The organism is Arthrobacter sp. alpha11c (genome assembly GCF_054149985.1).
On sequence record NZ_CP196747.1, the window covers coordinates 186,710 to 212,197 of the forward strand.

24 protein-coding genes, 1 other RNA gene and 1 riboswitch are annotated in these 25,488 nt (G+C 61.3%); of the genes, 11 read left to right on the plus strand and 14 right to left on the minus strand.

The window, feature by feature from the left end:
- The first annotated feature begins 47 nt into the window (after nt 1-47).
- From smpB to ACTAQJ_RS00835, 3 genes are all read left to right on the plus strand, one after another.
- Nucleotides 48-518, plus strand: a complete 471-nt coding sequence (gene smpB / locus ACTAQJ_RS00825; RefSeq protein WP_026540087.1) for an SsrA-binding protein SmpB — start codon at nt 48-50, stop codon at nt 516-518.
- A 131-nt stretch (nt 519-649) separates the two neighbouring features.
- Nucleotides 650-1,018: a transfer-messenger RNA gene (gene ssrA / locus ACTAQJ_RS00830) on the plus strand.
- 183 nt (nt 1,019-1,201) lie between these two features.
- Nucleotides 1,202-2,215, plus strand: a complete 1,014-nt coding sequence (locus ACTAQJ_RS00835) for a S1C family serine protease (protein ID WP_498700054.1) — start codon at nt 1,202-1,204, stop codon at nt 2,213-2,215.
- A gap of 24 nt (nt 2,216-2,239) precedes the next feature.
- Here the strand turns inward: ACTAQJ_RS00835 and ACTAQJ_RS00840 are convergent, their stop codons facing one another.
- Nucleotides 2,240-2,569 (minus strand): hypothetical protein, encoded by a 330-nt coding sequence (locus tag ACTAQJ_RS00840; protein WP_431120265.1) that lies wholly within the window; start codon nt 2,567-2,569, stop codon nt 2,240-2,242.
- An 88-nt stretch (nt 2,570-2,657) separates the two neighbouring features.
- Here ACTAQJ_RS00840 and ACTAQJ_RS00845 point away from each other — a divergent pair, with 88 nt between their 5' ends.
- Nucleotides 2,658-4,112, plus strand: a complete 1,455-nt coding sequence (locus tag ACTAQJ_RS00845) for an MFS transporter (protein ID WP_498700056.1) — start codon at nt 2,658-2,660, stop codon at nt 4,110-4,112.
- 18 nt (nt 4,113-4,130) lie between these two features.
- On the opposite strand, the gene ACTAQJ_RS00850 is transcribed toward ACTAQJ_RS00845, so the two are convergent.
- From ACTAQJ_RS00850 to ACTAQJ_RS00880, 7 genes are all read right to left on the minus strand, one after another.
- Complete coding sequence (locus tag ACTAQJ_RS00850) at nt 4,131-4,844, minus strand: metal-dependent transcriptional regulator (RefSeq protein ID WP_431115681.1); 714 nt, start codon at nt 4,842-4,844, stop codon at nt 4,131-4,133.
- A gap of 9 nt (nt 4,845-4,853) precedes the next feature.
- The gene (locus tag ACTAQJ_RS00855; RefSeq protein ID WP_431120264.1) at nt 4,854-5,609 is read right to left on the minus strand and encodes a class I SAM-dependent methyltransferase; all 756 of its coding nucleotides are present in this window, start codon (nt 5,607-5,609) and stop codon (nt 4,854-4,856) included.
- Between the two features lie 149 nt (nt 5,610-5,758).
- Complete coding sequence (locus tag ACTAQJ_RS00860; protein WP_431115679.1) at nt 5,759-7,168, minus strand: aminotransferase class V-fold PLP-dependent enzyme; 1,410 nt, start codon at nt 7,166-7,168, stop codon at nt 5,759-5,761.
- Nucleotides 7,169-7,199: 31 nt separating this feature from the next.
- A riboswitch (SAM riboswitch) is annotated at nt 7,200-7,313 on the minus strand.
- Nucleotides 7,314-7,504: 191 nt separating this feature from the next.
- Entirely contained in the window at nt 7,505-8,317 is an 813-nt protein-coding gene (gene hisN / locus ACTAQJ_RS00865; RefSeq protein ID WP_431115678.1) for a histidinol-phosphatase, read from the minus strand.
- A gap of 54 nt (nt 8,318-8,371) precedes the next feature.
- A complete protein-coding gene (gene rsgA, locus ACTAQJ_RS00870; RefSeq protein WP_431115677.1) occupies nt 8,372-9,487 on the minus strand; it encodes a ribosome small subunit-dependent GTPase A in 1,116 nt (371 codons plus the stop codon).
- 2 nt (nt 9,488-9,489) lie between these two features.
- On the minus strand, nt 9,490-10,878 hold the full coding sequence (gene aroA / locus ACTAQJ_RS00875) for a 3-phosphoshikimate 1-carboxyvinyltransferase (protein WP_431115675.1): 1,389 nt from the start codon (nt 10,876-10,878) through the stop codon (nt 9,490-9,492).
- A 6-nt stretch (nt 10,879-10,884) separates the two neighbouring features.
- Entirely contained in the window at nt 10,885-11,400 is a 516-nt protein-coding gene (locus tag ACTAQJ_RS00880) for a DoxX family membrane protein (protein WP_431115673.1), read from the minus strand.
- Between the two features lie 193 nt (nt 11,401-11,593).
- Between ACTAQJ_RS00880 and ACTAQJ_RS00885 the strand changes: the two genes are divergently transcribed.
- Complete coding sequence (locus tag ACTAQJ_RS00885) at nt 11,594-12,406, plus strand: sigma-70 family RNA polymerase sigma factor (RefSeq protein WP_431115672.1); 813 nt, start codon at nt 11,594-11,596, stop codon at nt 12,404-12,406.
- Nucleotides 12,403-12,663, plus strand: a complete 261-nt coding sequence (gene rsrA / locus ACTAQJ_RS00890) for a mycothiol system anti-sigma-R factor (protein ID WP_431115670.1) — start codon at nt 12,403-12,405, stop codon at nt 12,661-12,663. Before ACTAQJ_RS00885 ends, rsrA begins: the two co-directional genes overlap by 4 nt.
- A 139-nt stretch (nt 12,664-12,802) precedes the next feature.
- On the opposite strand, the gene ACTAQJ_RS00895 is transcribed toward rsrA, so the two are convergent.
- The 5 genes from ACTAQJ_RS00895 to ACTAQJ_RS00915 all read right to left on the minus strand — a co-directional run bounded on the left by ACTAQJ_RS00895 (nt 12,803) and on the right by ACTAQJ_RS00915 (nt 19,072).
- Nucleotides 12,803-12,877, minus strand: a complete 75-nt coding sequence (locus tag ACTAQJ_RS00895; protein WP_369299106.1) for a 50S ribosomal protein bL37 — start codon at nt 12,875-12,877, stop codon at nt 12,803-12,805.
- A 91-nt stretch (nt 12,878-12,968) separates the two neighbouring features.
- Nucleotides 12,969-13,583, minus strand: a complete 615-nt coding sequence (locus ACTAQJ_RS00900) for a PadR family transcriptional regulator (RefSeq protein ID WP_431115669.1) — start codon at nt 13,581-13,583, stop codon at nt 12,969-12,971.
- On the minus strand, nt 13,583-14,431 hold the full coding sequence (locus tag ACTAQJ_RS00905; RefSeq protein ID WP_431115668.1) for a DUF4097 family beta strand repeat-containing protein: 849 nt from the start codon (nt 14,429-14,431) through the stop codon (nt 13,583-13,585). Before ACTAQJ_RS00905 ends, ACTAQJ_RS00900 begins: the two co-directional genes overlap by 1 nt.
- Before the next feature lie 82 nt (nt 14,432-14,513).
- Nucleotides 14,514-15,113 (minus strand): GDSL-type esterase/lipase family protein, encoded by a 600-nt coding sequence (locus ACTAQJ_RS00910; RefSeq protein WP_216923989.1) that lies wholly within the window; start codon nt 15,111-15,113, stop codon nt 14,514-14,516.
- Nucleotides 15,114-15,253: 140 nt separating this feature from the next.
- Nucleotides 15,254-19,072: a multifunctional oxoglutarate decarboxylase/oxoglutarate dehydrogenase thiamine pyrophosphate-binding subunit/dihydrolipoyllysine-residue succinyltransferase subunit gene (locus tag ACTAQJ_RS00915; RefSeq protein WP_431115667.1), complete on the minus strand. Its 3,819-nt coding sequence runs from the start codon at nt 19,070-19,072 to the stop codon at nt 15,254-15,256.
- A 486-nt stretch (nt 19,073-19,558) separates the two neighbouring features.
- Here ACTAQJ_RS00915 and ACTAQJ_RS00920 point away from each other — a divergent pair, with 486 nt between their 5' ends.
- From ACTAQJ_RS00920 to ACTAQJ_RS00940, 5 genes are all read left to right on the plus strand, one after another.
- On the plus strand, nt 19,559-20,911 hold the full coding sequence (locus ACTAQJ_RS00920; RefSeq protein ID WP_431115665.1) for a hemolysin family protein: 1,353 nt from the start codon (nt 19,559-19,561) through the stop codon (nt 20,909-20,911).
- Nucleotides 20,908-21,981, plus strand: coding sequence for a hemolysin family protein (locus ACTAQJ_RS00925; RefSeq protein WP_431115664.1), 1,074 nt, complete (start codon nt 20,908-20,910; stop codon nt 21,979-21,981). The genes ACTAQJ_RS00920 and ACTAQJ_RS00925 overlap by 4 nt, the downstream gene beginning before the upstream one ends.
- 113 nt (nt 21,982-22,094) lie before the next feature.
- Nucleotides 22,095-23,087, plus strand: coding sequence for a metal ABC transporter solute-binding protein, Zn/Mn family (locus ACTAQJ_RS00930; RefSeq protein ID WP_498700075.1), 993 nt, complete (start codon nt 22,095-22,097; stop codon nt 23,085-23,087).
- Between the two features lie 153 nt (nt 23,088-23,240).
- Complete coding sequence (locus ACTAQJ_RS00935) at nt 23,241-24,074, plus strand: metal ABC transporter ATP-binding protein (protein WP_431115662.1); 834 nt, start codon at nt 23,241-23,243, stop codon at nt 24,072-24,074.
- On the plus strand, nt 24,075-24,965 hold the full coding sequence (locus tag ACTAQJ_RS00940; RefSeq protein ID WP_431115661.1) for a metal ABC transporter permease: 891 nt from the start codon (nt 24,075-24,077) through the stop codon (nt 24,963-24,965).
- Here ACTAQJ_RS00940 and ACTAQJ_RS00945 read toward each other — a convergent pair.
- On the minus strand, nt 24,962-25,429 hold the full coding sequence (locus ACTAQJ_RS00945) for a Fur family transcriptional regulator (protein ID WP_498700081.1): 468 nt from the start codon (nt 25,427-25,429) through the stop codon (nt 24,962-24,964). The genes ACTAQJ_RS00940 and ACTAQJ_RS00945 overlap by 4 nt on opposite strands.
- Nucleotides 25,430-25,488 lie beyond the last annotated feature (59 nt).

The window sequence follows — 25,488 nt, forward strand, 5'->3', positions numbered from 1 at the left end:
CTCTGGCGTACACTAGTTGAAATCCGCATCTAACAAGGAGTTCTACCGTGCCCAAGGAAAGTGGCCGTAAGGTAGTGGCCACCAATCGGAAGGCCCGGCATAACTACCATGTCCTGGATACCTATGAGGCTGGCATTGCGCTGATGGGTACCGAAGTGAAATCCCTCCGTGAAGGCCACGCCTCCATGGTGGACGGCTTTTGTACCTTCTACAATGACGAACTGTGGATGGAGGGCATCCACATCCCTGAGTATCACCAGGGGAGCTGGACCAACCATGCCGCGCGCCGCCGTCGTAAGCTTTTGCTTCACCGCGAAGAGCTGGACAAGATCTCCCAAAAGATCCGCGAATCCGGCTTCACCGTGGTGCCGTTGCAGCTTTACTTCCTGGACGGTCGGGCAAAGGTTGAAATAGCCATAGCACGAGGTAAAAAGGACTACGACAAGCGCCAAACGCTGCGTGAGCAGCAGGATAAGCGCGAATCGTTGCGCGAACTGCGGGAGCGCAACCGCCGCTAGGTTTGGATGCAGGTGCTCCCGCCCAGGGCTTGTGTCGCGGGAATGATCTTCCGGGTGCATGCGTTATGATGGATAGTCCGGTAGGTATTCGATCGCTTGATGAATGCCTTGCCGGTTTGGTAACAAAATACGGGGATGATCGGTTTCGACGATGTTAGTCGCGACAGGTGAAGCGGGCCGAGGATGCAGAATTATCTCGTAAACGCTGTCTGCAAACCAATAAGTGCCGAATCTAAGCGCACTGACTTCGCTCTCGCTGCCTAAGCAGTAAGACAGTCCGTCAGCCCGGGGTTGCTATCGCCCCGGTTCCTGGCGTCATTTAGATAGCCACTGCTGTTTGCCTTCGTCATTGAGGTAAACGGGACTTTTAGATGACTGGGCCCGGATCAGCCACCTGTTTGCAGGATGGCTGGGGCCGAGAAAATCCGACGCAAACTGCGCCCGGAGAAGCCCTGACAAAACGACATCGGACGGGGGTTCAATTCCCCCCATCTCCACCGGAAGGCCCTCGGATCCCAGTGATCCGGGGGCTTTTTCTTTGTCCGAACACGCCACGCACGCCGTTCACCCACGGCGTAGGGGAACGAGGACTAGCCGCCCTGTCCTGGCCGTTGTACAGGGTAGGCACTGAACTGGACTGGAACCGGACAGGACGTGCACGGCACCGCGGTAGCAGGAGGCATGTGATGAGCACCGAGCCAGAGTTTGAAATTCCGGATGACGGCGGGGATTCAGAGGCGCCTACGGAGCCGGATGACGACGCGGCCTTGGACGCGTACTCGCAGATCGTCATCCGGGTTGCGGAGTCTGTCACGCCGCACGTGGCCGCTATCGAGATGACGAGTGCGCGTCGGAACGGGCAGCTGCGTGTGGGCAGCGGGTCGGCTGTGGTCTTCACCGGTGACGGGTACATGCTCACCAATGCCCATGTCGTGGCAGGTATCCAGTCCGGAAGAGCGGTGTTTGCGAATGGCAAGCAGACCGACGTGGAGCTCGTGGGGGCGGACCCGCTGTCTGACCTGGCCGTCGTCCGTGGTCTCAAACCCACCCCGCCACCCGCCATCTTGGGTAACGCCGACTCGCTAAGGGTTGGCCAGCTGGTGATCGCGGTGGGCAACCCGCTGGGCCTTGCGGGATCCGTGACTGCCGGCGTGGTCAGCGGCCTGGGACGATCCATCCCCGTCCGTGCAGGGGAGCACCGGCGGGTGATTGAGGATGTCATCCAGACTGACGCGGCCCTTAACCCGGGCAACTCTGGGGGCGCCCTGGCCGACACCCGGGGCCGTATCGTCGGCATCAACACGGCCATTGCTGGACTGGGGCTTGGACTCGCCGTACCTATTAATACGACAACCCAGCGAATTATCGCCTCCCTGCTCAAGGATGGGAGGGTGCGCCGTGCCTACCTGGGTTTGGTGAGTACTCCGATCCCGCTCGATGCCAGTGCCGTGGTGCGGACTGGCCAGAAAGAGGGGCTGCGCGTGGTGGAAGTCATTGCCGGCTCACCTGCGGAATTATCGGGACTCCAGCCAGGGGACCTGGTGCTTCGGGCCCAGGGCAGGGCTGTATCCAGTGCAGAGAGTTTACAGAAGCTGCTGTTTGCCGAGGCCATAGGCGAACCATTCCCGTTGACCGTGCTGCGTGACGGCAAAACGGTACAGCTGATAGCCGTTCCGTCGGAGATGAGCCAGCAATGACGAGCCAGCAGCAATGAGACGAGCCTAGGCCTGATCCTCGCGGACGTCGACCACGCCCACAAAGCGGCTGCCGACCCCTTCGTATTCGCTGCGTACGTCACCAAGGAACAGTTCCGGCAGTTCACTGTTTTTGTGGTGTCCGCAAAAGACAAACGAGAAGTCGGGCCACCACTTCTTGGGCCGTACCGCCTCGGAGTACCCGCACACTGCGCATGTCAGGTGAACCCATACGGGCCGTTTGCCCGTGCGGTTGGCACGTGACTGGACCAGCCAGGCCGGGGGATTGTCCTGGAGGTTGCGAAGTTCCGCTTCTGACAGCCGTGACGGGATGCCGTGGCGCTGGGCCATTTCCATGGAGATATCAAGGGCCAATGCTGCGTCACGTCTACTAATCACCGTTTAACGATACGGGACTTCGCCATGGACGAATGCCGCGTAGGCTGTGCACATGACGGATGCTGTGGCTTTGCTGCCGAGAACACCGCTTCAAAAACGGGTGCTCGTTGTGGCGATTGTGGCTTCTTTTATCGCCATCCTGGATGGTTTCGTGGTGAACCTTGCGCTCCCGGCGATTGGACGTGAACTTGGCGGTGGCTTGGTCATCCAGCAATGGGTGGTGGATGCCTATCTGTTGACCCTCGGGGCCCTCATCCTGGTGGCCGGTTCATTATCGGACCACTTTGGCCGGGCTCGGATCCTCGAATGGGGGCTAGCGGGCTTTGCCCTGACGTCCGTGATGTGCGGCCTGGCCTGGAACGGGGAAGTCCTGGTGGTGTCCCGCGCACTTCAAGGTATTGCCGGCGCCCTCCTGGTGCCCAGTTCGTTGGCGATGATCATTACCTCCTTCTCCGGGCCTTCCCAGTCCAAAGCGATCGGCCAGTGGTCCGGTTGGACGAGTGCCGCCGCCATCGTAGGGCCCCTCATTGGTGGGGTTTCCGTGGACATGCTGTCGTGGCGGGTGATCTTCTTCATCAACGTTATTCCAGCGGTCGCGATTTGGCCTCTGCTCGCGGGCCTTCGGGCCTCGGATGCGGCCAGGGACAAGAGCAAGGGAATCGACTACCTCGGCGCTGTTTTGGCAATGATCGGGCTGGGTGGTCCCGTCTATGCCTTCATTGAACAGGGCCGGATGGGTTGGGCGAGCGTCCATGTGTGGCTGCCGCTCCTGGCCGGCGTGGTGGCGATGGTGTTGTTCCTGGTCCACGAGGCCAGGACCAGGGAGCCGATGTTGCCGTTGAGGCTGTTTGCCATAAGGAACTTTGGCTGGGGCAACCTTGCCACGCTTGCGATCTACGGTGGGATATCGCTGGGATTCTTCGTCCTGGGCATCTATCTCCAGCAGGTTGGAGGCATGGGGGCTACCATCGCGGGAATCGCTTTGCTCCCAGCGACCGTCATCCTGATGCTGACTGCGTCCTACTTCGGAGGGCTGGCAGGAAAATATGGTCCTCGATGGTTCATGACTGTGGGGCCGCTGTTATGCGGTGTGGGCTTTCTGATGTCCCTCTCCATCCAGGAGCCCCTGAACTACTGGACCCAGGTGCTGCCGGGGCAGATCGTCTTTGGCGTGGGACTCACCACCCTCGTCGCGCCACTCACGGCAGCGATTCTAGGCGCGGTACCGCAGGAAGAGGCCGGGATTGGTTCGGCCGTCAACAACGCCGTGGCCCGTATTGCCGGCCTTATCTGCATTGCCTTTGCCGGCCTGATCGTTGGTCCTGTGTTCACACGGCAAGGTTTGTACAACGCCTTGGTTGTCACGGCGGCACTGTTCGTCGTCGGCGCGGTGGCGTCCGCCGTCGGGATCCGCAACCCCCTTCCCGAAGCGGCCGTTAGCGCTGACAGTGCACCGGATACAGCGTCCGACGACGGCGGGTCGGCCGACAAGCGCAGCTAACCGATGCGCTGTGCACAGTTAGCGCGCGGGAAGCACGCAGCCTTCGTGGACTTCAGCGCTTTGGACCCAAAGTGCCCCTGTAACCTCGTCCGCGAGATCGAATTCGCGGCGTTGGGGTCCGGTGCCAATCCGAACAACGAGGGCTCCACCGAATGGTTTGCGCCCCACCACCTCCACAGGAGCGTCCAAGGTGATCTCTTCCGACGCGAGATACCGAAGAAGATCCGGATTTTCGTCGCTGATCCGGGTGATGCGGCCTGAGTGGCCTTCGTCCAACTCGATCATGCGGTAGGCGTGAGGAAGCTCCACCGATCCGTCCGCCGAGGGAATCGGGTCGCCGTGAGGATCCCGGAGGGGATGGCCAAGCTTGGCGGCCATGCGTTCGATGAAGGTATCGGACACCGCGTGTTCCAACATCTCGGCTTCATCATGGACTTCGTCCCAGCTGTAACCGAGTTCGTCAACGAGGTAAGTCTCAATGAGGCGGTGACGCCGGACCATGGACAACGCGAGGCGCATGCCCTCCGGAGTCAGCCTGATGGCACTGTAGGGTTGGTGGTCCACCAAGCCCTGGTCCTTGAGTTTGCGGACCATTTCAGACACCGAGGAATTGGCAACGCCAAGCCGCAGGGCAAGCTGCGAGGACGTGATTGGTTTGTCCTGCCACTCCGTATAGGAGTAGATGACCTTGACGTAGTCCTCGATCGAGGAGGAGGGCGTACTGGTCTTCACAGACCAAGCCTACCGTGGCGGGGCGCCGTGGATCTTGTGGGCCCGCCACGTAGTGGTCAGGTAGGGCAATCCCAGTAGTTGGCCGGGGGCATGGCCGAGATGATCGTAGAGGTACCACTCCAGGTTGCCCATGACTTTTGAGCGGGTGGCTTCATTTGCACGGAGGTAGTAGCTGCGCGATTTTGTGAGCTCCATGATGTCCTCCGGTGACACGGCGTCCTCCCAGCTGGTGAGATGGCTCGTCAAGTCCATGAATTCCGGTCCGATAACTGGCCGGAAGCCGGGCTTGTGCACATCTCCGGCGTGCATGATGCGTGACAACCGGTGTACCCAGGGCACAGAAGTGTCCAGTTGGTTCCATATCAGGCCCAGTACTCCGTGGGGCCGGAGGATCCGGGCGATTTCCGTGCTGGCTTTCACCGGGTCACACCAATGCCATGCCTGGGCAACGCTGACGACGTCGAATGCTGAGTCCGCCAGCCCTGTTGCCTCGGCTGTTCCCTCCAACGCCTCAACGCCGGGATAGGACTTTCGAAGTTGCTCCAGCATGTCTGTGGAAGGATCGACGGCGGCCACCTGCAGGCCGCGGTCCACGAGCAGTGCCGTAAATTTTCCTGTGCCTGCACCAACATCCGCGGCGGACTTCGCTCCAGGAGGAAGAAGCCAATCCACTGAGTCCGCGGGATAGCCGGGCCGAACGCGATCGTAGTGTTCGCCGCCGTCCTGGAAGCTCTGGCCCAGTTCGTGGCGGCGGGTGGCATGCAGTTTGGGACCACCTGGCCTGCTGGCGCTGCCCGAAACAACACCACCCGAAACAACGCCGCCGGAAACACTACGGGAAGGCACGGCCACGCACAGACTCCTCTACCGCGAACGCCAGTTACCCTACGAATTTACCGCACAGTACGTGTGTTTCAGTCAATCGTGCAGGGAGCAGCGCCTGCGGTGCCCGGGGTGTTTGGTGCCCATTCCGGGTAGCTGCGGTGGTCGTTGGCCGGTACCCAGCGGCCTTCATCCACTACATAGTCCCAACCGAGACCCGTGCGCTTGAGTTCTTCGATACCAGCCAGGAGTCGTGTGGCATCCTCCAGACGGGAGCCTACGCCGAAGCTGGCCCGCAGCGAGCCGGAAGGGAGTCCTAGCCGCTTGAGCAGGGGATGGGCGCAGAAGCGGCCGTCACGAAGTCCAACACCGTGTTCGGCGGCGAGGTAGGCGGCCACCAGTCCGGCGTCGAATCCTTCCACCGAGAAATTGACCACGCCGATGGTGTCTTCGGAGTCGCTGAAGATCCGGTGAACGGTCACGCCGTCGATTGCTTCAAGTCCCTGTACAAGGTAGGAGCGGATGGCAGCTTCATGGGCATGCCAGGCATCCTGATCCAAGCCGGCCAGTACCTGCGTCGCACGGGCCAATGTTGCTGCACCGAGGACGTTGGGGGAGCCGCCCTCATGGCGTGCGGGACCTGAGGCCCAGCTGACCGAGTCCAGACGGGCCTCACGAACAGCGCCACCACCGGCAAGGTGGGGAGTGCCGGCGTCGAGCCAGTCAGGACGGCCCACAACAACACCGGCGCCGAACGGAGCGTAAAGCTTATGCCCGGAGAACACGATGTAGTCGACGTCTGCCTCGGTGATATTGATGCGGCGGTGCGGGGCAAGCTGCGCGGCGTCCACCACAATCCGGGCACCATATTCGTGTGCAAGTGCTGCGAGTTCGGCGATCGGCAGAATTTCACCGGTCACGTTCGAGGCCCCGGTGACCGCCAGCAATGACACTCCGCCTTGGCTGAGTTCCTCGCGGAGCTTGGCCAGGGTAGCTGTCAGTGTCGAAGCAGCCACGACACTGCGGTGGGGGACGCCCTGCCAGGGAAGGAGATTGGCATGGTGCTCGATGTCCAGGTAAAGGACCTCGCCCGTTGGCTTTCCGTCCAGCACGGGGAGGCAGCCTGCCAAAAGGTTCAGCGAGTCCGTGGTGTTCCGGGTGAAGATGACGGAATCGTCGGGACGGCCGCCGACGAATTCGCGGACGATGTCGCGGGAGTTCTCGTACACCGAGGTGCTGATCTGGGAAGCGTAGCCCGCGCCGCGGTGGACACTGGCGTAGTAGGGGAGGATCTCGTTGAGATACGCAGAAACGATTGTGAGCGCTGGAGCGGATGCTCCGTAGTCGAGGTTGGCGTAGCGGACGTGGCCACCCTGGATCAGGGGAGCTTGCAGCTCCGCGCCTGTGACGGCGGCCAGGGGCCTGCCTGCAGCGGCTTCGTGCGCTGCTTCTTCGACCACAAGGGACGGCAAAACGGTGGAGTTGAACGTAGCAGTGCTCATGGGACCTCACTCAAGAGGGACCCCCTATGGGGATCCGCGCTTGCCGTATCCGTTCCGGACCGGCCAGGTCGTCACCCGGGGCACCCCACCGCGAATGGAGGGTTGCCGGCCAGCAAACCGGGGTTTAGCGCTGGCACTCGTGACCTGTAAAGAGGTTAGGTCACGCCTCTGGCCTGCTCCAAAGTCGCTTCGCTTTGTTAAGCACATTGTTACGAAGGGTCCGGAAACTGGGCTTTGGGCGAAGAAAAGACGGCGGATGCCCCGAAAAGGAGGCATCCGCCGTCGAAAATTCTATGCAAAGCCGGTTGGCTTGTTGGTGCTGTCGGTGCTGTTGGTTCAGAGGAGGTCATCCAAGGAAGGGTTTAGCCGCTTGAGGACCTCTGAATGCAGGATGGAGTTGGTGGCCAGGGCGTTGCCGCCGAAGGGGCCGTCCTCGCCTTCCAACGAGGTGAAGCGGCCGCCGGCTTCCGTCACGATGGGAACCAATGCGGCCATGTCGTAAAGATTCAGCTCTGGCTCGCAGGCGATATCCACGGCCCCCTCGGCAACCAGGCAATAGGACCAGAAGTCGCCATAGGCCCGCGTTCGCCAGATGTCTTCGGTCAACCCCAGGAACTCATCCAGATTGCCGCGTTCCTTCCAACCGGAGAGGCTGGAATATGACATTGAAGCATCTGCCAACCGCGAAACATTGGACACCTTGAGCCGGGTGGCTGATGCCAGGGAGCGGCCCATATAGGCGCCCATGTCCTTTGCTGCCCACCAACGCTTGCCCAGTGCGGGAGCGCTGACAACTCCAACGACCGGCTCGCCTTCGTCAACCAATGCGATCAGGGTGGCCCACACAGGAACGCCGCGAACGAAGTTCTTGGTTCCGTCGATGGGGTCGATGATCCAACGCCGGGAGCCATGCCCGCTGCTGCCGAACTCCTCGCCGAGGACGGCGTCACGGGGGCGCGAGCGCGACAGTTGGCCACGGATGGCTTCTTCCGCAGCCTTGTCGGCATCCGTCACGGGCGTGAGGTCAGGCTTGGTTTCGACCTGCAGATCCAAAGCCTTGAAGCGGTCCATGGTTTGGGCGTCCACGGAATCCGCCAGCACATGGGCCAGTCGAAGGTCGTCGTTGTAGCTGGAAACGGGTTGGGTCATGCCACCAAACTATCGTGAAACGTTCCGTGCAGCTGGGATGTGGAGCACCAATGCTTAGTTGACGGTACCCAGTTCCTTGGTCTCTTTGGCTTCCAAACGAGGGTCCGCGCCCAGCAGTCGCCGGAGCGAAGACAAGCGGGCCACTCCGGAAGGACCGGCATGTCCCTCGTTCACCCACGCGTCCAGGCCGCAATTGATGGCGCTGGCATCGTGCTTGCAGCCGCGGTCGCAAGCTTCCGTGCCCGGTTCCAAATCGGGGAAGGAATGCAGGATGCGGTCGGGGTCCACGTGGGCCAGTCCGAAGGAGCGGATACCGGGGGTATCGATGATCCAGCTGCCTGGAGGCGCGTCTGCCAGTTTCAGGGCCAACGCCGACGACGACGTATGCCGGCCCCGCCCCGTGACGGCGTTGACACCACCGGTAGCCCGTTCGGCTCCGGTCAGGGCATTAACCATGGTGGACTTGCCGACGCCCGAATGGCCCAGCATGACAGTCACTTTTCCATCAAGGTGGGCCCGCAACTCGGCAACCGCGCGGCTGTCCAGCCGCGCGGACAGTCCGTCGTCAGAGCGGGCGTCAATACCAGACGCTTCATCGTCTGCGGTACGGCTGATAATGATGGGAAAGTCCAGGCTGAGATAGTTGGACAACAGCTCGGCAGGGTCCTTGACGTCTGCTTTGGTGACGAGCAGCAGCGGCTCGATCCCGGCGTCGTAGGCTGCAACCAAGGCGCGGTCAATAAAGCCAGTTCGGGGCTCCGGATTGGCCGCGGCGACCACCACCACAAGTTGGTCTGCGTTGGCCACCACCACTCTTTCGATGGGGTCGGTGTCATCAGCGCTGCGCCGGAGGAGCGTCTTGCGCTCCTCTATGCGGACGAGCCGCGCAAGGGTGTCCGGTTCTCCCGATACGTCGCCCACCAAGGCGACGAAATCGCCAGGGACAACGGGGTTGCGTCGCAGTTCACGCGCGCGTGCAGCGATGATAATGCGTTCATCCGCCGAGTCTTCCCCAGCGATGGCGGTGTAGCGCCCGCGGTCTACCGTGATGATCCGGCCGATGACCGCGTCATCATGACTGGGGCGGTCTTTGGTGCGGGGCCTTGATCCTTTTTTGTTCGGACGGATCCGGACGTCGGATTCGTCCCAGGAGCTTGCGTCGCGGCCCATGGTCAGTTGCTGGCCTCACTGGTGACGGTTTCGTCGTCGCCTGTGCCGTGCTGCAGCATGGCCTCCCACATTTGCGGAAATTCGGGCATCGTCTTGGACGTGGTAGCGATATCCTCCACCTGAACGCCCTCAACGGCGAGCCCCAAAATAGCGCCCGCCGTAGCCATGCGGTGGTCGGCGTAGCTGTGTACGACGCCTGGGTGCAAAGTGGCCGGGTGGATAATGAGGCCGTCGGCTGTTTCTTCTGCATCTCCGCCGAGCCGATTGATTTCAGCGGCCAGTGCGGCGAGCCGATCCGTTTCATGGCCACGAAGGTGCGCGATGCCGGTTAGCCGCGAAGGGCCCGTAGCCAGTGCGCACAGAGCAGCGACCGTGGGCGCGAGCTCACTGGTTTCGTCGAAGTCGGCGCCTTTGATTTCCGGGCCGCCCGTTACTGTGAGCGTACCGTTTTCGAGCGTCACAGTGGCACCCATCTCAACCAGGATAGTACGCCACAGGTCACCCACCTGGGTGGTTTGGGTAGGCCAGTTGGGGATCCTGACGGTTCCATGGGTTGCGAGGGCTGCGGCAAGGAATGGGCCGGCGTTGGAAAGGTCCTGTTCGATCCGCTGGTCAAAGGCACGAATGGGGCCAGGCGCGACTCGCCAGTGGTTGGGCACCGAATCGTCCACCTTGACGCCGACTCCACGAAGGACGGCAACGGTCATATTGATGTGGTCCAGGCTGGGGACCGGCTTGCCGACGTGTTCCAGGTGAAGGCCTTCGGTGAAACGGGCGCCCACCAGCAGCAAGGCCGAGACGAACTGGGACGATGCGCTGGCATCGATCACCAGGTGGCCGCCCCGAACCTCGCCAGTGCCATCCACCGAGAAGGGAAGGGCCGACGGCGTCCTGCCGCCTTCGGTGGCGACAGGAACTCCCAGGGCAAGGAGTGCTTCGATGATGGTCCCCATGGGCCGCTTGCGGGCGTGGGGGTCGCCGTCGAACGTGGTTGGACCATTGCGTAGCGCAGCTAAAGGTGGAACGAAGCGCATGACTGTCCCGGCAAGGCCGCAATCGATGGCGGTCTCCGATCCCGAAGCTGAAGGATCCAGGGGCGTGATCTCAAGGTCCGGTCCATAATCACCGTCGCCGGGTACCTCGGTAACGGTGGCACCCAGCTGCCTGAGCGCCTGAATCATCAGGGCGGAATCGCGGGAGTGAAGGGGTGCTCGCAGCCGGGACGGGCCGTCGGCCAATGCGGCAAGGACCAGGAAACGGTTGGTGAGCGATTTTGAGCCCGGCACCGTCACCGTGGCATCCACTGGCCGGGTGGCGTACGGAGCAGCCCAGAGGGGCAGGGTGTCGACCGAGTGTGTTGAACCCGTGTTTGCTGCGGTGGTACCTGTCATGCTTCCTTATGCTCCAACTGCGTTGTCTACGGCCTTGCGTACTGCTTTGTCTGCCCGCTTGAACTGCTTGCCGGTGGCCTTCTTGGCATCGGCCGCCAGGTGTTCAGCCCGCCATGCAAGGCTGGGGCGGCCTTCGGTGTCCACAGAGGCCAGCAAAACGCCGCCGGTCAGGGAAATGTTCTTCAAGAGTTGGGCCCGGCGGGCGTTCCGGCCTTCCTTCGTGCTGATGTCAGCTGAGCGCCACTCCACATAGGAGTTCAGTGCGGACGTCAGCGCCAGAACCGTTGCTGCGAAGCGGGAGAGTTTGCCCAGGCCAAGCAACGCGCCGGCGCCCAGCTGCGCGCCACCGATTACCCGGGCCAGGACTTTCTCATCAGTCGGGAAGGGCAGTGACTCCGAGGCGCGGCGAAGGACCGGGGACAATTGCCTGGCAGTGTCGTCCGCGTTCTTGAGCTTGTCCAGACCTGCGATGACGAAGCTGGACGCGAGCATCGGCCTCGCGAGAAAACGGATAACAGACATGTCTTGCCTCCTGGATGGCTTGTCATGATATTTCATGACGTTATTCACTAAGTGCTGTGTTCAAGGGGTGCAGTCTGCTCTAGTCTTGCACCTTTGCGGAATATTTACCCAGCCGCTGCCGTTGTGAACAACAAGCACGGTGAAGACCGGGCCGCGGCATGGTGTTGCCGCTTCGCTGAACGGAGTTGGTTTTTTGACCTTGGTTAAGGACCGCGTGGGTCTGCTGGAGGCTGGCTATCCTGCACAGCGGGATTCCCGGAAGCTGACAGTAGACTTGGCAACGATGAGCACCATTGAACCGGCCGCAGCGGCCATGTACGAAGCAGCCGACTCGTCCCCCGGGGACAGCACAGCCGACGCATCGGTACCAGCTGACGTCGATGTCACCACGGAAACTCCCGAACAGCGGCGGGAGCGTTTCGAGCGCGACGCCATGCAGTACGTGGACCAGCTGTATTCAGCTGCGATGCGGATGGCACGGAATCCCTCCGATGCCGAGGACCTCGTTCAAGAGGCTTACACCAAGGCTTTTTCGGCTTTTCACCAGTACAAGCCCGGGACCAACCTCAAGGCCTGGCTCTACCGGATCCTGACGAATACGTACATCAACCTCTATCGGAAGCGGCAGCGTGAACCGCTGCAGTCCAACTCGGACACGATTGAGGATTGGCAGTTGGCAAAGGCTGAGTCGCACACCTCGTCGGGGTTGCGCTCCGCAGAGGCTGAAGCCTTGGATCACCTGCCGGATTCCGATGTCAAGAGCGCGTTGCAGGCCATCCCGGAGGAATTCCGGTTGGCTGTCTACTTCGCCGACGTCGAGGGATATGCCTACAAGCAGATTTCCGAAATCATGAACACCCCGATCGGCACGGTCATGTCGCGGTTGCACCGCGGCCGGAAGATGCTGCGGGACATGCTGGCGGATTACGCCGCAGAACGGGGCTTCAAGGCCCACACCGAAGACCAGGCCGCGGCCGGGAGCAACAATCAGGAGAAAGAGCAATGAGCGACTGCCAGGGATTGGGCGATTGCGACGATACACGGATGCAGCGGATCTATGAGTACCTCGACGGCGCATTGACCCGCGATGACCTCACAGAGATCAAGCAGCACTTGGACACCTGCGAGGAATGTGCCGAGCAGTATGACCTTGAGTGCCTTATCCGCACCATGGTTAAGCGTTCCTGCACGGAGTCTGCGCCGGAGAACCTCAAGAACTCAATACTTGACCGGATCCACTCCATCAAGCCGGTGGAAGCCTGATCCAACACCGCTGATCCAGCAATGCGGCCAGCAACGGGCCAGCAATTGGCCAGGTAAAAGGCCCACAAACGCCAAGGGCCCCGGAAACCGTATGGTTTCCGGGGCCCTTGCTGTTAAGCCTTGACGCTAAGCCGACGGCTTAGGTGTTGGGACGCTTGCCGTGGTTCGCGCCGCCGCGCTTACGGTCACGACGCTTACGTGCACGCTTGCTCATAGCTGGCCTCCTTCAATGATTGATACTCAATAGAGCTGCCCTCCAGTTTCGCACATCCGGGCGTTCGCTCGCGAACCGGGTTGGGCGATTGTCAGCTCCGCAGGGAATTCCTGATGGAGATGCGGGCTTGGTCCAACACTGCACGCACTGTCTCGAGGGTTACGGGATTCAGCGGGTGCGAGGCGGTGTGTTGACGCAACTCCACGCGGATGTCATCGCGGAATGATTGGACCAGGAGCTCGGCCTCTTTGAGCATTCGGTGGCCCTCAGGAGAAAAGCCCGCCGTCCTGCTTTGGAAGGTAGCGGCCGTAGCAGTGGTGCGCGCGGCTTCAGCCGTGGCCGCAAGATCTGCCTTCAGCCCACGCATGTTGGTTCTGATGTCTTCCCGCAGGTTGTCCGCCAGTCGCCGCACGGAGGCTGAGATATTATCCTCGACGTCGGCAAGCTCCTGCCGCCGGCGGTTCAGTTCCGCGAGCCCTGCTTCCGTGATGAAGTACTTGGTGCGGCGGCCCTCGGTCTCGGTAGCTACAAGGCCTTCCTCTTCCAGTTTCCCAAGACGAGGATAAATAGTCCCGGCGCTGGGGGAGTAGGTGCCGCCGAACCGGTCACCCAGGGCCTTGATCAGCTCGTATCCGTGCTTGGGTCCTGACTCAAGCAGTGCCAGAAGGTACAAGCGCAGGGCGCCGTGCGCAAAAACAGGAGGCATCAGAGACCCGCCTCCCCAGGCACCGGGCTGTCATTTCCCGAGGCCGGCGCTGTGCCGTGCATGATGTACGTCTTGCCCGAGACCGTATTGGTCCGCACCAGCATGAGCCTCTCATCCGGACCGACGATGGTCTGCACCTTGCTTCCGGGCTGGGCATACATCTGGTCATCAATGATGACGGTGCCGCTGGCAGACTTGGCAACGATGTCCAGACCGACGTCGTGCGGCAGCCGGATGGTCAGGTCCCCTGACACGGAATTGGCTCCGAGATCGTTGGTGTAGTCGTGGAGGTCGAAGCTGAGGTCCCCGCTCACTGTGTTTGCCCTAACGTTCTTGAACTTGCCCGAGGCGGTGACTTCACCTGAAACGCTCTTGGCGGTCAGGACGCCGTCGTGGTTTCTGGCGATGACTTCGCCGCTGACGGTGTTGACGTGCAATTCACCGCTGGTGCCGTCGGCCATGACGGAGCCTGAGACTGTGTTGAGGCGAATCCGTCCATCGACGCCGGAGACCATGCCATCGCCGTTTACTGTTCCCGCCTCGACGTCCACTCCATGCGGCAGCGCGATCCCGACCACCACCGAGTTGGCGCTGGTGTTGTTGACGGTACCCATGAGGTTTCGGAACCAACCTTGTGGTCCTTGAAGTTGGTGGCGTACCTCCAGGCGCCCGTTCACCAGCGTGATGGTTAGGGGGTCGCCGCTGATCTCGCTGACCTCGATCCGGACGAAGGGTTCGTCGTGGGTGACGACGTCGAACCTGCCCTTGACTATTCCAAGTTTGAGCGAGTGGACATCGTCCACATCAAGTGTTTGTGGGCCCGTCACGGTCCAAAGCTCGTCAGACATGATCCCTCCAAGTTGCGATATATCGCGTTGATGAAAACACGATATATCGCGAATGTGGGAAACGCAATGGTTTACGGGAGGGCTACTCCGGCTGGGCGATGTTAAGCCACTGGAACCATCCGCGGTGCAGCACGAGCCAGGCGATCAATCCGTAGCCGGCCTGTCCTGGTGTCCCCCCATTGGCTGCCAGGTCCGTCCTCCACTGCTCGTGGTTCAGCAATGGAGAGAAAGTGTCGACGTAATGGTGGTTGCGGCGGGTAGTGACATCGGCAAATGCAGTGTTGAGATCGGCCAAGCGTTTGTTGCGCGCCGGATCAAGAGTGGGTGGAGGGCCCACCACGAACACTTCAACGCCACTGTGCGAGGCACCATCAAGAATGTTGGCAAGGTTCAAACGGCTTCGCGCCGTGGAAAGCCCGAACTCCAGGTCACGGCCGGAGAGTCCTATGACCAGCCGGTTCTCGTGCGAATCGCTGAAACGGCGGCCGGCTTCGTCCTGCCATCGCGAGGCCAATCCCTCGGTGCCTTCCATAGGACAGGGGAGCGAGAAGCTTTCCACCACCACGGTGTCCTGGGGGGTACGGGCCAGCACTCTTCCCAGCCAACCCAAGGCGCGGGGGTCACCCAAACCGGCGAGCAATTCATCTCCTACAGCCGCAATGCGCAGCTTCCTGTCTTCCACGGTTACCTCTTCACACTCGTTACGGTCCTTGCACGGCTTTTGGATCTGCGGCCGGCTTGATGAACCGGGTACCTGTCCCATTAACAGAACTGCCCGGCCGGAGGTGCATTGACAGCACCTCCGGCCGGGCAGTTTTTTGGCTACTTGCGTTCGAACGCCTGCTTGATCAAGGCATCCTGCTCGGCAGCGTGGCGCTTCATGGAGCCTGCGGCGGTGGACGCAGACGCCGGACGCGATACGAGGCGGAGCTTGCGATCCAGCACCGGTGCCAGGTTCAGGCCCATGAACGGCCACGGACCCTGGTTGGCGGGCTCATCCTGGGCCCAGACGATGTCAGCGTTCGGGTACTTGGCGAGCTCTGCATCAATTTCAGCCTTCGGCAGCGGATACAGCTGCTCCACGCGGATGATCGCAGTCGAGGTGTCCCCGGACTTCTGTCGGTTGGACAGGAGGTCGTAGTACAGGCGGCCGGAGACCAGGATGACCCGGTCCACGTTTGCAGCCTCTACCTCGGGATCACTGATGACTGGCCTGAAGCCGCCCGTCGTGAAGTCCTCGACAGCGGACGCGGCGCCCTTGAGACGCAGCAACTGCTTCGGCGTGAAGATGATCAACGGCTTGCGGGGACGGCTGTAGGCCTGGCGACGCAGCAGGTGGAAGTGCGACGCTGCCGTGGTGGGGTTGGCCACAATCATGTTGTCCTCGGCACAGAGCTGCAGGAACCGCTCGATGCGTGCGGATGAGTGGTCAGGCCCCTGGCCTTCGTAGCCGTGCGGCAGCATCAGGACGAGCGAGGAACGCTGGCCCCACTTTTGCTCAGCGGAGGAAATGAATTCATCGATGATGGTCTGAGCGCCGTTGACGAAGTCACCGAACTGGGCTTCCCACAGCACCAGGGCGTCGGGACGCTCAACCGAGTATCCGTATTCAAAGCCCATGGCTGCATATTCGGACAGCAGCGAGTCATAGATCCACAGCTTGGCCTGGTCGTCCGAGAGGTTGCCCAGGGGCAGCCACTCATTGCCATTGGCGCGGTCGTGGAACACTGCGTGACGCTGCACGAAGGTACCGCGGCGCGAGTCCTGGCCAGCCAGCCGGACGGGAACGCCCTCCATGATCAGCGAGCCGAAGGCCGCGATCTCGCCAAAGCCCCAGTCAATGCCACCTTCACGGGACATTTGCTCACGCTTCTCCAGGAGCTGCTTGAGCTTGGAGTGAACCGTGAAGCCCTCCGGGATCTCCAGGTGGGCCTTGCCGATGCGGGCAAGGGTCTCGGGGGAGATGGCGGTGGAAGCCGGTGAGTTGGTTCCGAAGTCCGCCTGCTGGGCAATCGGGCGCTCGATGTCCGAGACAGCGGCAGAGTCAGCAGTGATGATTGGGATGGGGGAGGTCTGCGCCGCATGAGTCTCAGCAAAGACCCGCTCAAGGCGTTCCTGGTAGTCGCGGAGCAGTTGCTCGGCTTCTTCCTCGGTGATGTCGCCACGACCGATCAGCGATTCCGTGTACAGCTTACGTACAGAGCGCTTGGCCTCGATCAGGTTGTACATCAGGGGCTGCGTCATCGAGGGGTCGTCGCCCTCGTTGTGACCACGGCGGCGGTAGCACACCATGTCGATGACAACGTCCTTGTGGAAGCGCTGGCGGAACTCGTAGGCGAGCTGCGCAACACGCACCACCGCTTCGGGGTCATCGCCATTCACGTGGAACACGGGGGCCTGGATCATCTTGGCAACATCCGTGGAGTACGTCGATGAACGCGAAGAGGACGGTGCCGTGGTGAAGCCAACCTGGTTGTTCACGATTACGTGGATGGTGCCACCGGTGCGGTAACCACGCAGCTGGGAAAGGTTGAGGGTTTCAGCAACAACACCCTGGCCTGCGAATGCAGCGTCACCGTGAACCATGATGGGCAGGACCGGGAAGGACTCGCCTTGGTCCAGGCGGTCCTGCTTGGCGCGAACGATGCCCTCGAGCACGGAGTCCACTGCTTCAAGGTGGGACGGGTTGGCGGCGAGGTAGACCTTGGTCTGCTTGCCGTTGTCCGAGGTGAAGGTGCCTTCAGTACCGAGGTGGTACTTGACATCGCCGGATCCCTGGACAGAGCGGGGGTCCTGGGTGCCTTCGAATTCACGGAACACCTGGGCGTAGGTCTTGCCTGCGATGTTGGTGAGCACGTTCAGGCGGCCACGGTGGGCCATGCCGATCGCGACTTCGTCCAGGCCGTCGTCGGCAGCGTCCGAGATGACTGCGTCAAGCAGCGGAATAAGCGACTCGCCGCCTTCGAGGGAGAAGCGCTTCTGTCCGACGAACTTGGTCTGGAGGAAGGTCTCGAAAGCCTCGGCTGCGTTGAGTTTGGAAACGATGCGTAGCTGCTCTTCGCGGCTCGGCTTGGAGTACGGGTGCTCCAGCTGGTCCTGGAACCACTTACGCTCCGCCGGCTCCTGGATGTGCATGTACTCGATGCCCGTAGTGCGGCAGTAAGCATCCCGGAGTACTCCAAGGATGTCGCGGAACTTCAGCTGCGGTTTGCCGCCGAAGCCACCTGTGGGCCATTCGCGGTCCAGGTCCCAGAGCGTGAGGCCGTAGGTCAGGACATCAAGGTCAGGGTGCTTGCGCTGTACGTATTCCAGGGGATCCGTGTCTGCCATGAGGTGGCCGCGCACACGGTAGGAGTGGATGAGCTGCTGGATGCGGGCAACCTTGTTGATCTCATCCGCAGGGTCAACCTGGAGGTCGGGGCTCCAGCGGACGGGCTCGTACGGAATGCGGAGGGCTTCAAAGATTTCGTCGTAGAAGTTCTGCGCACCAAGGAGGAGCTGGTGGACCAGCTTGAGGAACTCGCCGCTGCCTGCGCCCTGGATGACCCGGTGGTCGTAGGTGGAGGTCAGTGTGAGGATCTTGCTGATGGCGTTCTGGGCGATGATCTTCTCGCTGGCACCCTGGAACTCGGCCGGGTAGTCAAGGGCGCCGACGCCGATGATGGCTGCCTGTCCCTTGGACAGACGTGGCACTGAGTGAACCGTGCCGATGCCGCCGGGGTTGGTCAGGGAGACCGTGGTGCCGGCGTGGTCATCCGCCGTGAGCTTGCCGTTGCGGGCTCGCTTGATGAGGTCCTCATAGGTGTGCCAGAACTCGGCAAAGTCCATGGTCTCGGCCTTCTTGATGTTGGGAACCATCAGGAGGCGGGTGCCATCGGGCTTGGGCATGTCAATGGCGATGCCGAAGTTGACATGGGCGGGCTGGACAGCGCTCGGCTTGCCATCAATTTCGTCGTAGAAGACGTTCATTGACGGGAACTGGGAGAGGGCACGGACAACCGCGTAGCCGATGAGGTGCGTGAAGGACACCTTGCCGCCGCGGGCACGTGCAAGGTTGGAGTTGATGACAACGCGGTTGTCGATCAGCAGCTTGGCAGGAACTGCCCGGACGCTCGTGGCGGTAGGCACCTCAAGGCTGGTCACCATGTTGGTAGCGATGGCCTTCGCCGGTCCGCGGAGGACAGAAACGACGTCTTCCTCGGGAGCGGTGGGTGCCTTGGTGCTCTTGGGCAGCTGGGCAGGAATCGGTTGCGCGGCGTTGCCGCCGACGGGCTTCTTTGCTCCGTCCTTGGCAACCGTGGCCGGGGCTTTCTTGGCCGGAGCTGCAACCGCAGCTTCACCGGAAGCAGCAGCGGCTGGGGGGATCGCAGGGGCAGCTTCGGGAGCGGCCGGCGCCGGTGCCGGGGCCGCTGCAGCCGGAGCTACGACGGGAAGTACTTGGGTGGGGGGATTGGCAGCGGCTGGGGCTGCGGAGGTTCCGTTGGAAGAAGTGCCGTCACCGGTATCGAAGGATTCGAAGAGCGGCCACCACTTGGCGTCGACCGAATTCTTGTCCTGCTGGTACCGCTCGTACAGTTCGTCAACGAGCCACTCGTTTCCGCCAAATTCCTCTGGTAGACGGTGGCTGGGCTGCTCTGGCACTTGAAATACGCCTCTTCCATGAGTTTTGATTTCCCGCTGGCCAAGGTTGCTTTTCCGCAACAATGCACCAGGGTCCGGGTCCCGCGAACTCAGACCTTTGTCAGTCTAGTTAGGATCGTTGGTTAACTGCCAATAGTGGTGACCTAAATCATGTTGAGGTCGACGTAATGCCCAGACACTCATTTTCCTTCAAGTGCGTGACCACTGCATGGGCCCGCGGTACCTGCCCTGTAGACTGAAACCCTTATGGACAGTAAATCTAGGTGCCGGCCTGGGAACTGTCGGGGGAGCCGATCAGGCAACTCCGCACAGCGCGCCCCTCGAGCCGGCAACACCCGTTCACATGCCCATCACGCGCCGGCCTTCCAAGCTGGTGGCGCCACGGACCATGCGTCTGCGGCACCCGATCAGCCTCCGCCGGGGCGAATCTCCCCCTTGAGGGCAAGTTCCGCACTGCAGGCGCCTGCCCTTGGAGGGAAGCGCTAAGTGGAATGGTTTCTCCTCCTTGCCGGCTTTGCCCTGATTCTTGGCACCGGCTTCTTTGTAGCAGTTGAGTTTTCCCTCGTTGCCCTGGACCAGGCGAGTGTTCAGCGCGCAGTTGACAACGGCGACCACGGCGCAGCTCCGCTGCTGAAATGCTTGAAGTCCCTGTCCACGCAGCTTTCCAGCTGCCAACTTGGCATTACTCTGACCACGCTCTTGACGGGTTTCGTCATGGAGCCCTCTGTGGGGCAGCTCCTGGTGGGGCCGCTGGGCCTCCTTGGCCTCACTCCGGAAGCCGCACATTCCATAGCCCTTGTTATCGCAATGGCCTTCGCCACTCTCTTGTCGATGCTCCTGGGCGAGCTGGTGCCCAAGAACATGGCCATCGCCCTGGCATTCCCGCTGGGCAAGAAGCTTGCCCGTCCGCAACTGATGTTCACGGCCGTCTTCAAGCCGGCCATTGTGGTGCTGAACGGCTTCTCCAACAAGGTGCTGAACTTGTTCGGACTTGAAGCGAAAGAGGAAATCTCGGGAGCGCGGACTCCCGCTGAGCTGGCTTCACTGGTCCGGCGTTCCGCGGAGCTCGGCACACTGGACGCAGGCACAGCAAACTTTGTGGCGAGAACCCTGAATTTCTCGGGGCGCACAGCAGCGGACGTCATGACGCCCCGCATCCGGATGGAAACGATTGATGCCGACCAGCCTGTGAGCGACATCCTCGACGCCGCGCGGCGAACCGGATACTCCCGTTTCCCGGTGATTGGTGATTCGGCTGACGACATCCGCGGCGTTGTCCACATCAAGAAAGCAGTTGCCGTGCCCGCGGATCGTCGGGCGAAGCTTCAGGCCGGGGCCATCATGACGGACGTACTGCGCGTTCCAGAGACGATCCATTTGGATGCCCTCCTCTCCGAACTGCGCGAAGGAAACCTGCAACTGGCTGTCGTTCTCGATGAATACGGTGGCACTGCCGGGATCGCCACCCTGGAAGACCTGGTTGAGGAGATCGTGGGCGAGGTCTCGGACGAACACGACAAAGTTCGTCCGGGCGTCTTGCAGAGCGCGTCCGGCGATTGGTACTTCCCTGGACTGCTGAGGCCGGATGAAGTGTCCGAACAAATCCCCAACCTGACCGTTCCCGACGAGTCTGCCTACGAAACTGTTGGCGGTTATGTGATGAGCAAGCTGGGTCGCATCGCGAAAGTGGGAGACGTTGTGGACACCGGCGGGGGCACCTTGACCGTGACCCGGATGGACGGCCGGAGAATTGACCGGATCTGCTTCCGCCACATTGCCGAAGATGAAGCCACGCTTGAGGACACGCAGAATGACCGCCATGAAGCAGGTGCCGTATGAGTGACTGGGCAGGAATTGTCTGGCTCGTGGTTCTTCTGATCGGCAATGCTTTCTTCGTGGGTGCGGAATTCGCGATCATGTCCGCACGCCGCAGCCAGATTGAGCCTTTGGCGCAAGCTGGGTCAAAGCGGGCGCAAACTACGTTGCGGGCCATGGAAAGCGTGTCGCTGATGCTGGCCTGCGCACAGTTGGGCATCACGGTCTGCTCGCTCTTGATTCTTCAGGTTGCCGAGCCGGCTATCCATCACTTGTTGGCGGAACCGCTTGAGATGGTTGGCGTCCCGATGGAATTGGCGGATGTCATCGCCTTTGCGATTGCACTCCTTTTCGTCACGTTCCTGCACGTAACGTTCGGAGAGATGGTCCCCAAGAACATCTCGGTGTCTGTAGCAGACAAGGCGGCACTGCTGCTGGCACCGCCGCTGGTGTTTATCGGCCGCGTGGTCAAACCGGTGATCTGGACCCTCAACTGGCTTGCTAACCACATCCTCCGATTGATGAAGATCGAACCCAAGGATGAAGTGTCGTCCTCGTTCACCCTCGAGGAAGTCCAGTCGATCGTCCAGGAATCCACGCGGCATGGCTTAGTGGACGACGACACTGGTTTGCTCAGCGGTGCCCTGGAATTCTCTGAACATACGGCGTCCCACATCATGGTTCCGTTGGACAAGCTGGTGGTCCTGAGGACAGCGTCGACTCCCGTCGAGTTGGAAAAGGCGGTCAGCCGCACCGGCTTCTCGCGTTTCCCCATGGTGGACGACGACGGCGAACTCGCCGGATACCTGCACGTCAAGGACATCCTTTCCATACCTGAGGAGGGTCGCCGCCATCCGATCGCCGAGGGGCGGATCCGTTCCCTGGCGAACCTCTCCCCGGAGGATGAGATTGAGCAGGCGATGTCTGTGATGCAGCGGACCGGATCGCATCTGGCCCGTGTAGTTGGACCCGGAGGCGCGACACAGGGCGTGTTGTTCCTTGAGGACGTGATCGAGCAGTTGGTGGGGGAGATCCGCGATGCTACGCAGGCGACTGGGATACGGCGCCTGGGCGGTCCACAGACCCAGCAATAGCGGGACATTGTGGCTTGTGCTGGCCCCGGTGGTCGGCGCAAGCCTTGCTAAATAGGAATCATTCCTATTTAGAGCTAAACTGAACTCCACCAGTAAATGTTCTTGATTCTCATTTGAGTAGATCCGAGGTTTCCGTGCGTCGTTCCGCCGCCCGCATATCGTTGGCCGCTTCTGCAGGCCTTGCCGCCCTGTTGCTTTCATCCTGTGCCGGAACTGCCGGTGCAGGGGCGCCGTCGTCATCGACTGGAGCCATTGAAGTGGTGACCTCCACGAACGTCTACGGGGACGTCGTGAAGGCCATTGGCGGGGACAAGGTCAACGTGAACGCGATCATCACCAAGACGAGCCAGGACCCGCATTCCTACGAAGCCAGTGCGCAAGACAAGCTGGTCATCTCCAAAGCCAAGCTCGTGGTGGAGAACGGCGGAGGCTATGACGAATTCCTCCACAAAATCGCCGATGAGACCAAAGTCGGCCACGAAAACATGATCAGCGCCGTTGAGGTCTCGGGGTTGGCTCCGGAACAGGAAAGCCACACCGAAGCTGCCTCCTCCGAAGAGGGCCACAACCATGACCACGGCGAGTTCAACGAGCACGTCTGGTACAGCCTGGACACGATGGGCAAATTCGCTGACGCGGTTGCCAGCAAGCTCGGCAGCCTGGACGCTGCATCTGCTTCGACCTTTACCACCAACGCCAACACGTTCAAGGCGAAGCTGACAGAGCTCAACGGGAAGCTTGCAGCCCTCAAGGCAGGCAACGACCACGCTCCTGTGGCGATCACAGAGCCCGTTCCCTTATACCTGCTGACAGCGGCCGGACTGGAGAACAAGACTCCGGAGGCCTACAGTGCGGCGATTGAAGAGGGAACCGACGTCCCGGCGTCGGTCCTGAAGGAAACGACAGATCTGGTGGGCTCCGGAGGTGTCCGGCTGCTGGCGTACAACGAACAGACGGAAGGGCCGCAGACCGAGTCCGTAAAGCGGGCTGCCGAGACTGCGGGCGTGCCGGTAGTGAACTTCACCGAAACCTTGCCGGAGGGCAAGGACTACGTGCAATGGATGACAGAGAACGTGGAATCCATCACGGCAGCGCTCAAGAAGTAGATTTCCTGACAACCCATTGCGGTGGGGGCCCCGTCGGCGTCCTAAGATATTCAGGATGGCTGCGGGGCCCTCTGTCTCTGACCAGCACAGAATCCTGTACCAGCACAGGCGCCACTGTAAGGTGCCACCACTAGTTGCGTTCGCCAGCAACGCATGAATCGAGGACGACTTTTGACACCCGTAGTGAGCCTCCGCGGAGCGAGCCTTCAGTTCGGCAAGAGGACACTCTGGCGCGATCTTGATCTCGACATACATCCGGGGGAGTTCTTTGCCGTCCTCGGACCCAACGGCAGCGGTAAGACCAGCTTCCTGAAGGTCCTGCTGGGGCTTCAGGAACTGAAATCAGGAACGGTTGCCTTGGGCGGGCATCCGGTGGAGCGGGGAAGCAAGCGGATCGGTTACATTCCCCAACAAAAATCCTTCGCGCCGGATACGCCTTTGCGTGCACGTGACCTGGTAGGGCTGGGCATTGACGGCCACCGATGGGGTATGCGGTTGTCTTCAAAGAAGGTGAACCAGCGGATCGATGAACTGCTGGAGTTGGTGGGAGCCTCGGACTACGCGAAAGTGCCGGTGGGGCAGCTATCCGGTGGGGAGCAACAACGGCTTCGGGTGGCCCAGGCCCTGGCTACCGAACCGCAGGTGCTCCTTTGTGATGAACCGTTGCTGTCCTTGGACCTGCATCATCAGCAGGGCGTCAGTTCACTCATCAACGAACAATGCCATGCCCGGAACAGTGCCGTCGTTTTCGTAACCCACGAAATCAATCCCGTGATCGACTACGTTGATCGCGTGCTCTACCTGGCCGGCGGCCATTTCCGCGTGGGGACGCCACAGGAAGTGATGACCACCGAAGTTTTGTCCGAGCTGTACAACAGCCACGTGGAAGTCATCCACACCAACGGAAGGATCGTCGTCGTCGGGCTTCCGGACGCGACCACGCACTTCCATGACGACGCGCACGCCACGGCTGGGCAGGAGTTCTAAATGGACCTGAATGGAATCCTGCAGACCATCTTCAACTTTGAGAACTACGGCGAATTGCTGGCACTCGTTCAAAACTCAATTTGGGCCGGGGCTGTCCTGGGACTTCTCGGCGGACTCGTCGGCACGTTCGTGATGAAGCGGGACCTGGCCTTCGCCGTCCACGGCATCTCTGAACTGTCCTTTGCAGGTGCGGCTTTTGCCCTGCTGATCGGTGCCGATATCATTTTCGGCTCGCTGATCGGATCAGTGGCTGCGGCACTGCTGCTGGGACTCATGGGTGTGAGGGCCCGGGACAAGAACTCGATCATTGGCGTAATCATGCCGTTCGGGCTGGGCCTGGGCATCTTGTTCCTTGCCCTTTATGAGGGCCGGGCCGCAAACAAATTCGGACTGCTCACCGGGCAGATCGTTTCCGTGGACACTGTCCAACTTCAGGCGCTGGCGGGAACGGCGGTCCTGGTGATGATTGCCCTCGCGGCGATCTGGCGCCCGCTCAGTTTTGCCAGCGTGGACCCTGAAATGGCTGAAGCGCGTGGTGTTCCCGTTCGCGGCCTGGCGATCGGCTTCATGGTGCTGCTGGGGGTCAGTGTGGCTTTGTCCATCCAAATTGTGGGCGCACTGCTGGTTTTGGCGCTGCTCATCACACCGGCCGCTGCCGCACTCCGGGTTACCACGTCGCCACGCCTGGTGGTGCTTTTGAGTGTTGTGTTTGCGACCGCTGCCACCGTGGGTGGAATTCTGCTTGCCCTTGGCAGCCGGATACCCATCAGCCCCTATGTCACCACGTTGTCATTCCTTATTTACGTAGTGTGCCGTGTGATCGGGCGGGTGCGGGCCAATCGTGGCCTCAACGGCCGCGTATCACGGGAGCAGCCTGCCGGCGCTCTTTAGAGCTTTCCAGCGGCCTTCCTGGCTGTGCATTCAGGGCACAGTCCGAAGATCTCCACGGTGTGCGCCACCTCGGTGAAACCATGCTCAGCGGCTGTGCGGGCCGCCCAGGTCTCAACCGCGGGGGCCTCAACTTCCACAGCCTTGCCGCAGTTCCGGCAAAGCAAGTGGTGGTGGTGTCCAGTGACGGTGCAGCGGCGGTAGACGGCTTCGCCCTCCCCGTTGCGCAGGACATCAATGAGGCCGTCGTCGGCAAGTGACTGCAGGATGCGGTAGGCCGTGGCAAGGGATACGGAGATGTCCTTGTTCTGCAGGAGGCGGTACAGTTCCTGGGTGCTGACGAAGTCGTCCAATTCATCCAGCGCGGCGCTGACGGCAAGGCGTTGCTTGGTGACGCGCTGCTCCTTGACGCCTGTTGCCGCCGGCGAGGCTGGGCCCGTCGTGGCGGAATTGGTGCCTTGTGGCATTGAAAGACTCACTTCCCTGGAAACGCTGGCAAACCCCAATTTTACCAGTAGGGGAGGCT

Excerpts from the sequence above, each read along its gene's own strand:
- ACTAQJ_RS00945 (WP_498700081.1), bottom strand. The coding sequence starts at position 25,429 with ATGCCACAAGGCACCAATTCCGCCACGACGGGCCCAGCCTCGCCGGCG.
- ACTAQJ_RS00935 (WP_431115662.1), top strand. The coding sequence starts at position 23,241 with ATGAATCGAGGACGACTTTTGACACCCGTAGTGAGCCTCCGCGGAGCG.
- aroA (WP_431115675.1), bottom strand. The coding sequence starts at position 10,878 with ATGACAGGTACCACCGCAGCAAACACGGGTTCAACACACTCGGTCGAC.
- ACTAQJ_RS00905 (WP_431115668.1), bottom strand. The coding sequence starts at position 14,431 with ATGTCTGACGAGCTTTGGACCGTGACGGGCCCACAAACACTTGATGTG.
- rsrA (WP_431115670.1), top strand. The coding sequence starts at position 12,403 with ATGAGCGACTGCCAGGGATTGGGCGATTGCGACGATACACGGATGCAG.
- ACTAQJ_RS00880 (WP_431115673.1), bottom strand. The coding sequence starts at position 11,400 with ATGTCTGTTATCCGTTTTCTCGCGAGGCCGATGCTCGCGTCCAGCTTC.
- rsgA (WP_431115677.1), bottom strand. The coding sequence starts at position 9,487 with ATGGGCCGCGACGCAAGCTCCTGGGACGAATCCGACGTCCGGATCCGT.
- ACTAQJ_RS00900 (WP_431115669.1), bottom strand. The coding sequence starts at position 13,583 with ATGCCTCCTGTTTTTGCGCACGGCGCCCTGCGCTTGTACCTTCTGGCA.
- ACTAQJ_RS00925 (WP_431115664.1), top strand. The coding sequence starts at position 20,908 with ATGAGTGACTGGGCAGGAATTGTCTGGCTCGTGGTTCTTCTGATCGGC.
- ACTAQJ_RS00940 (WP_431115661.1), top strand. The coding sequence starts at position 24,075 with ATGGACCTGAATGGAATCCTGCAGACCATCTTCAACTTTGAGAACTAC.
- hisN (WP_431115678.1), bottom strand. The coding sequence starts at position 8,317 with ATGACCCAACCCGTTTCCAGCTACAACGACGACCTTCGACTGGCCCAT.
- ACTAQJ_RS00840 (WP_431120265.1), bottom strand. The coding sequence starts at position 2,569 with ATGGAAATGGCCCAGCGCCACGGCATCCCGTCACGGCTGTCAGAAGCG.
- ACTAQJ_RS00860 (WP_431115679.1), bottom strand. The coding sequence starts at position 7,168 with ATGAGCACTGCTACGTTCAACTCCACCGTTTTGCCGTCCCTTGTGGTC.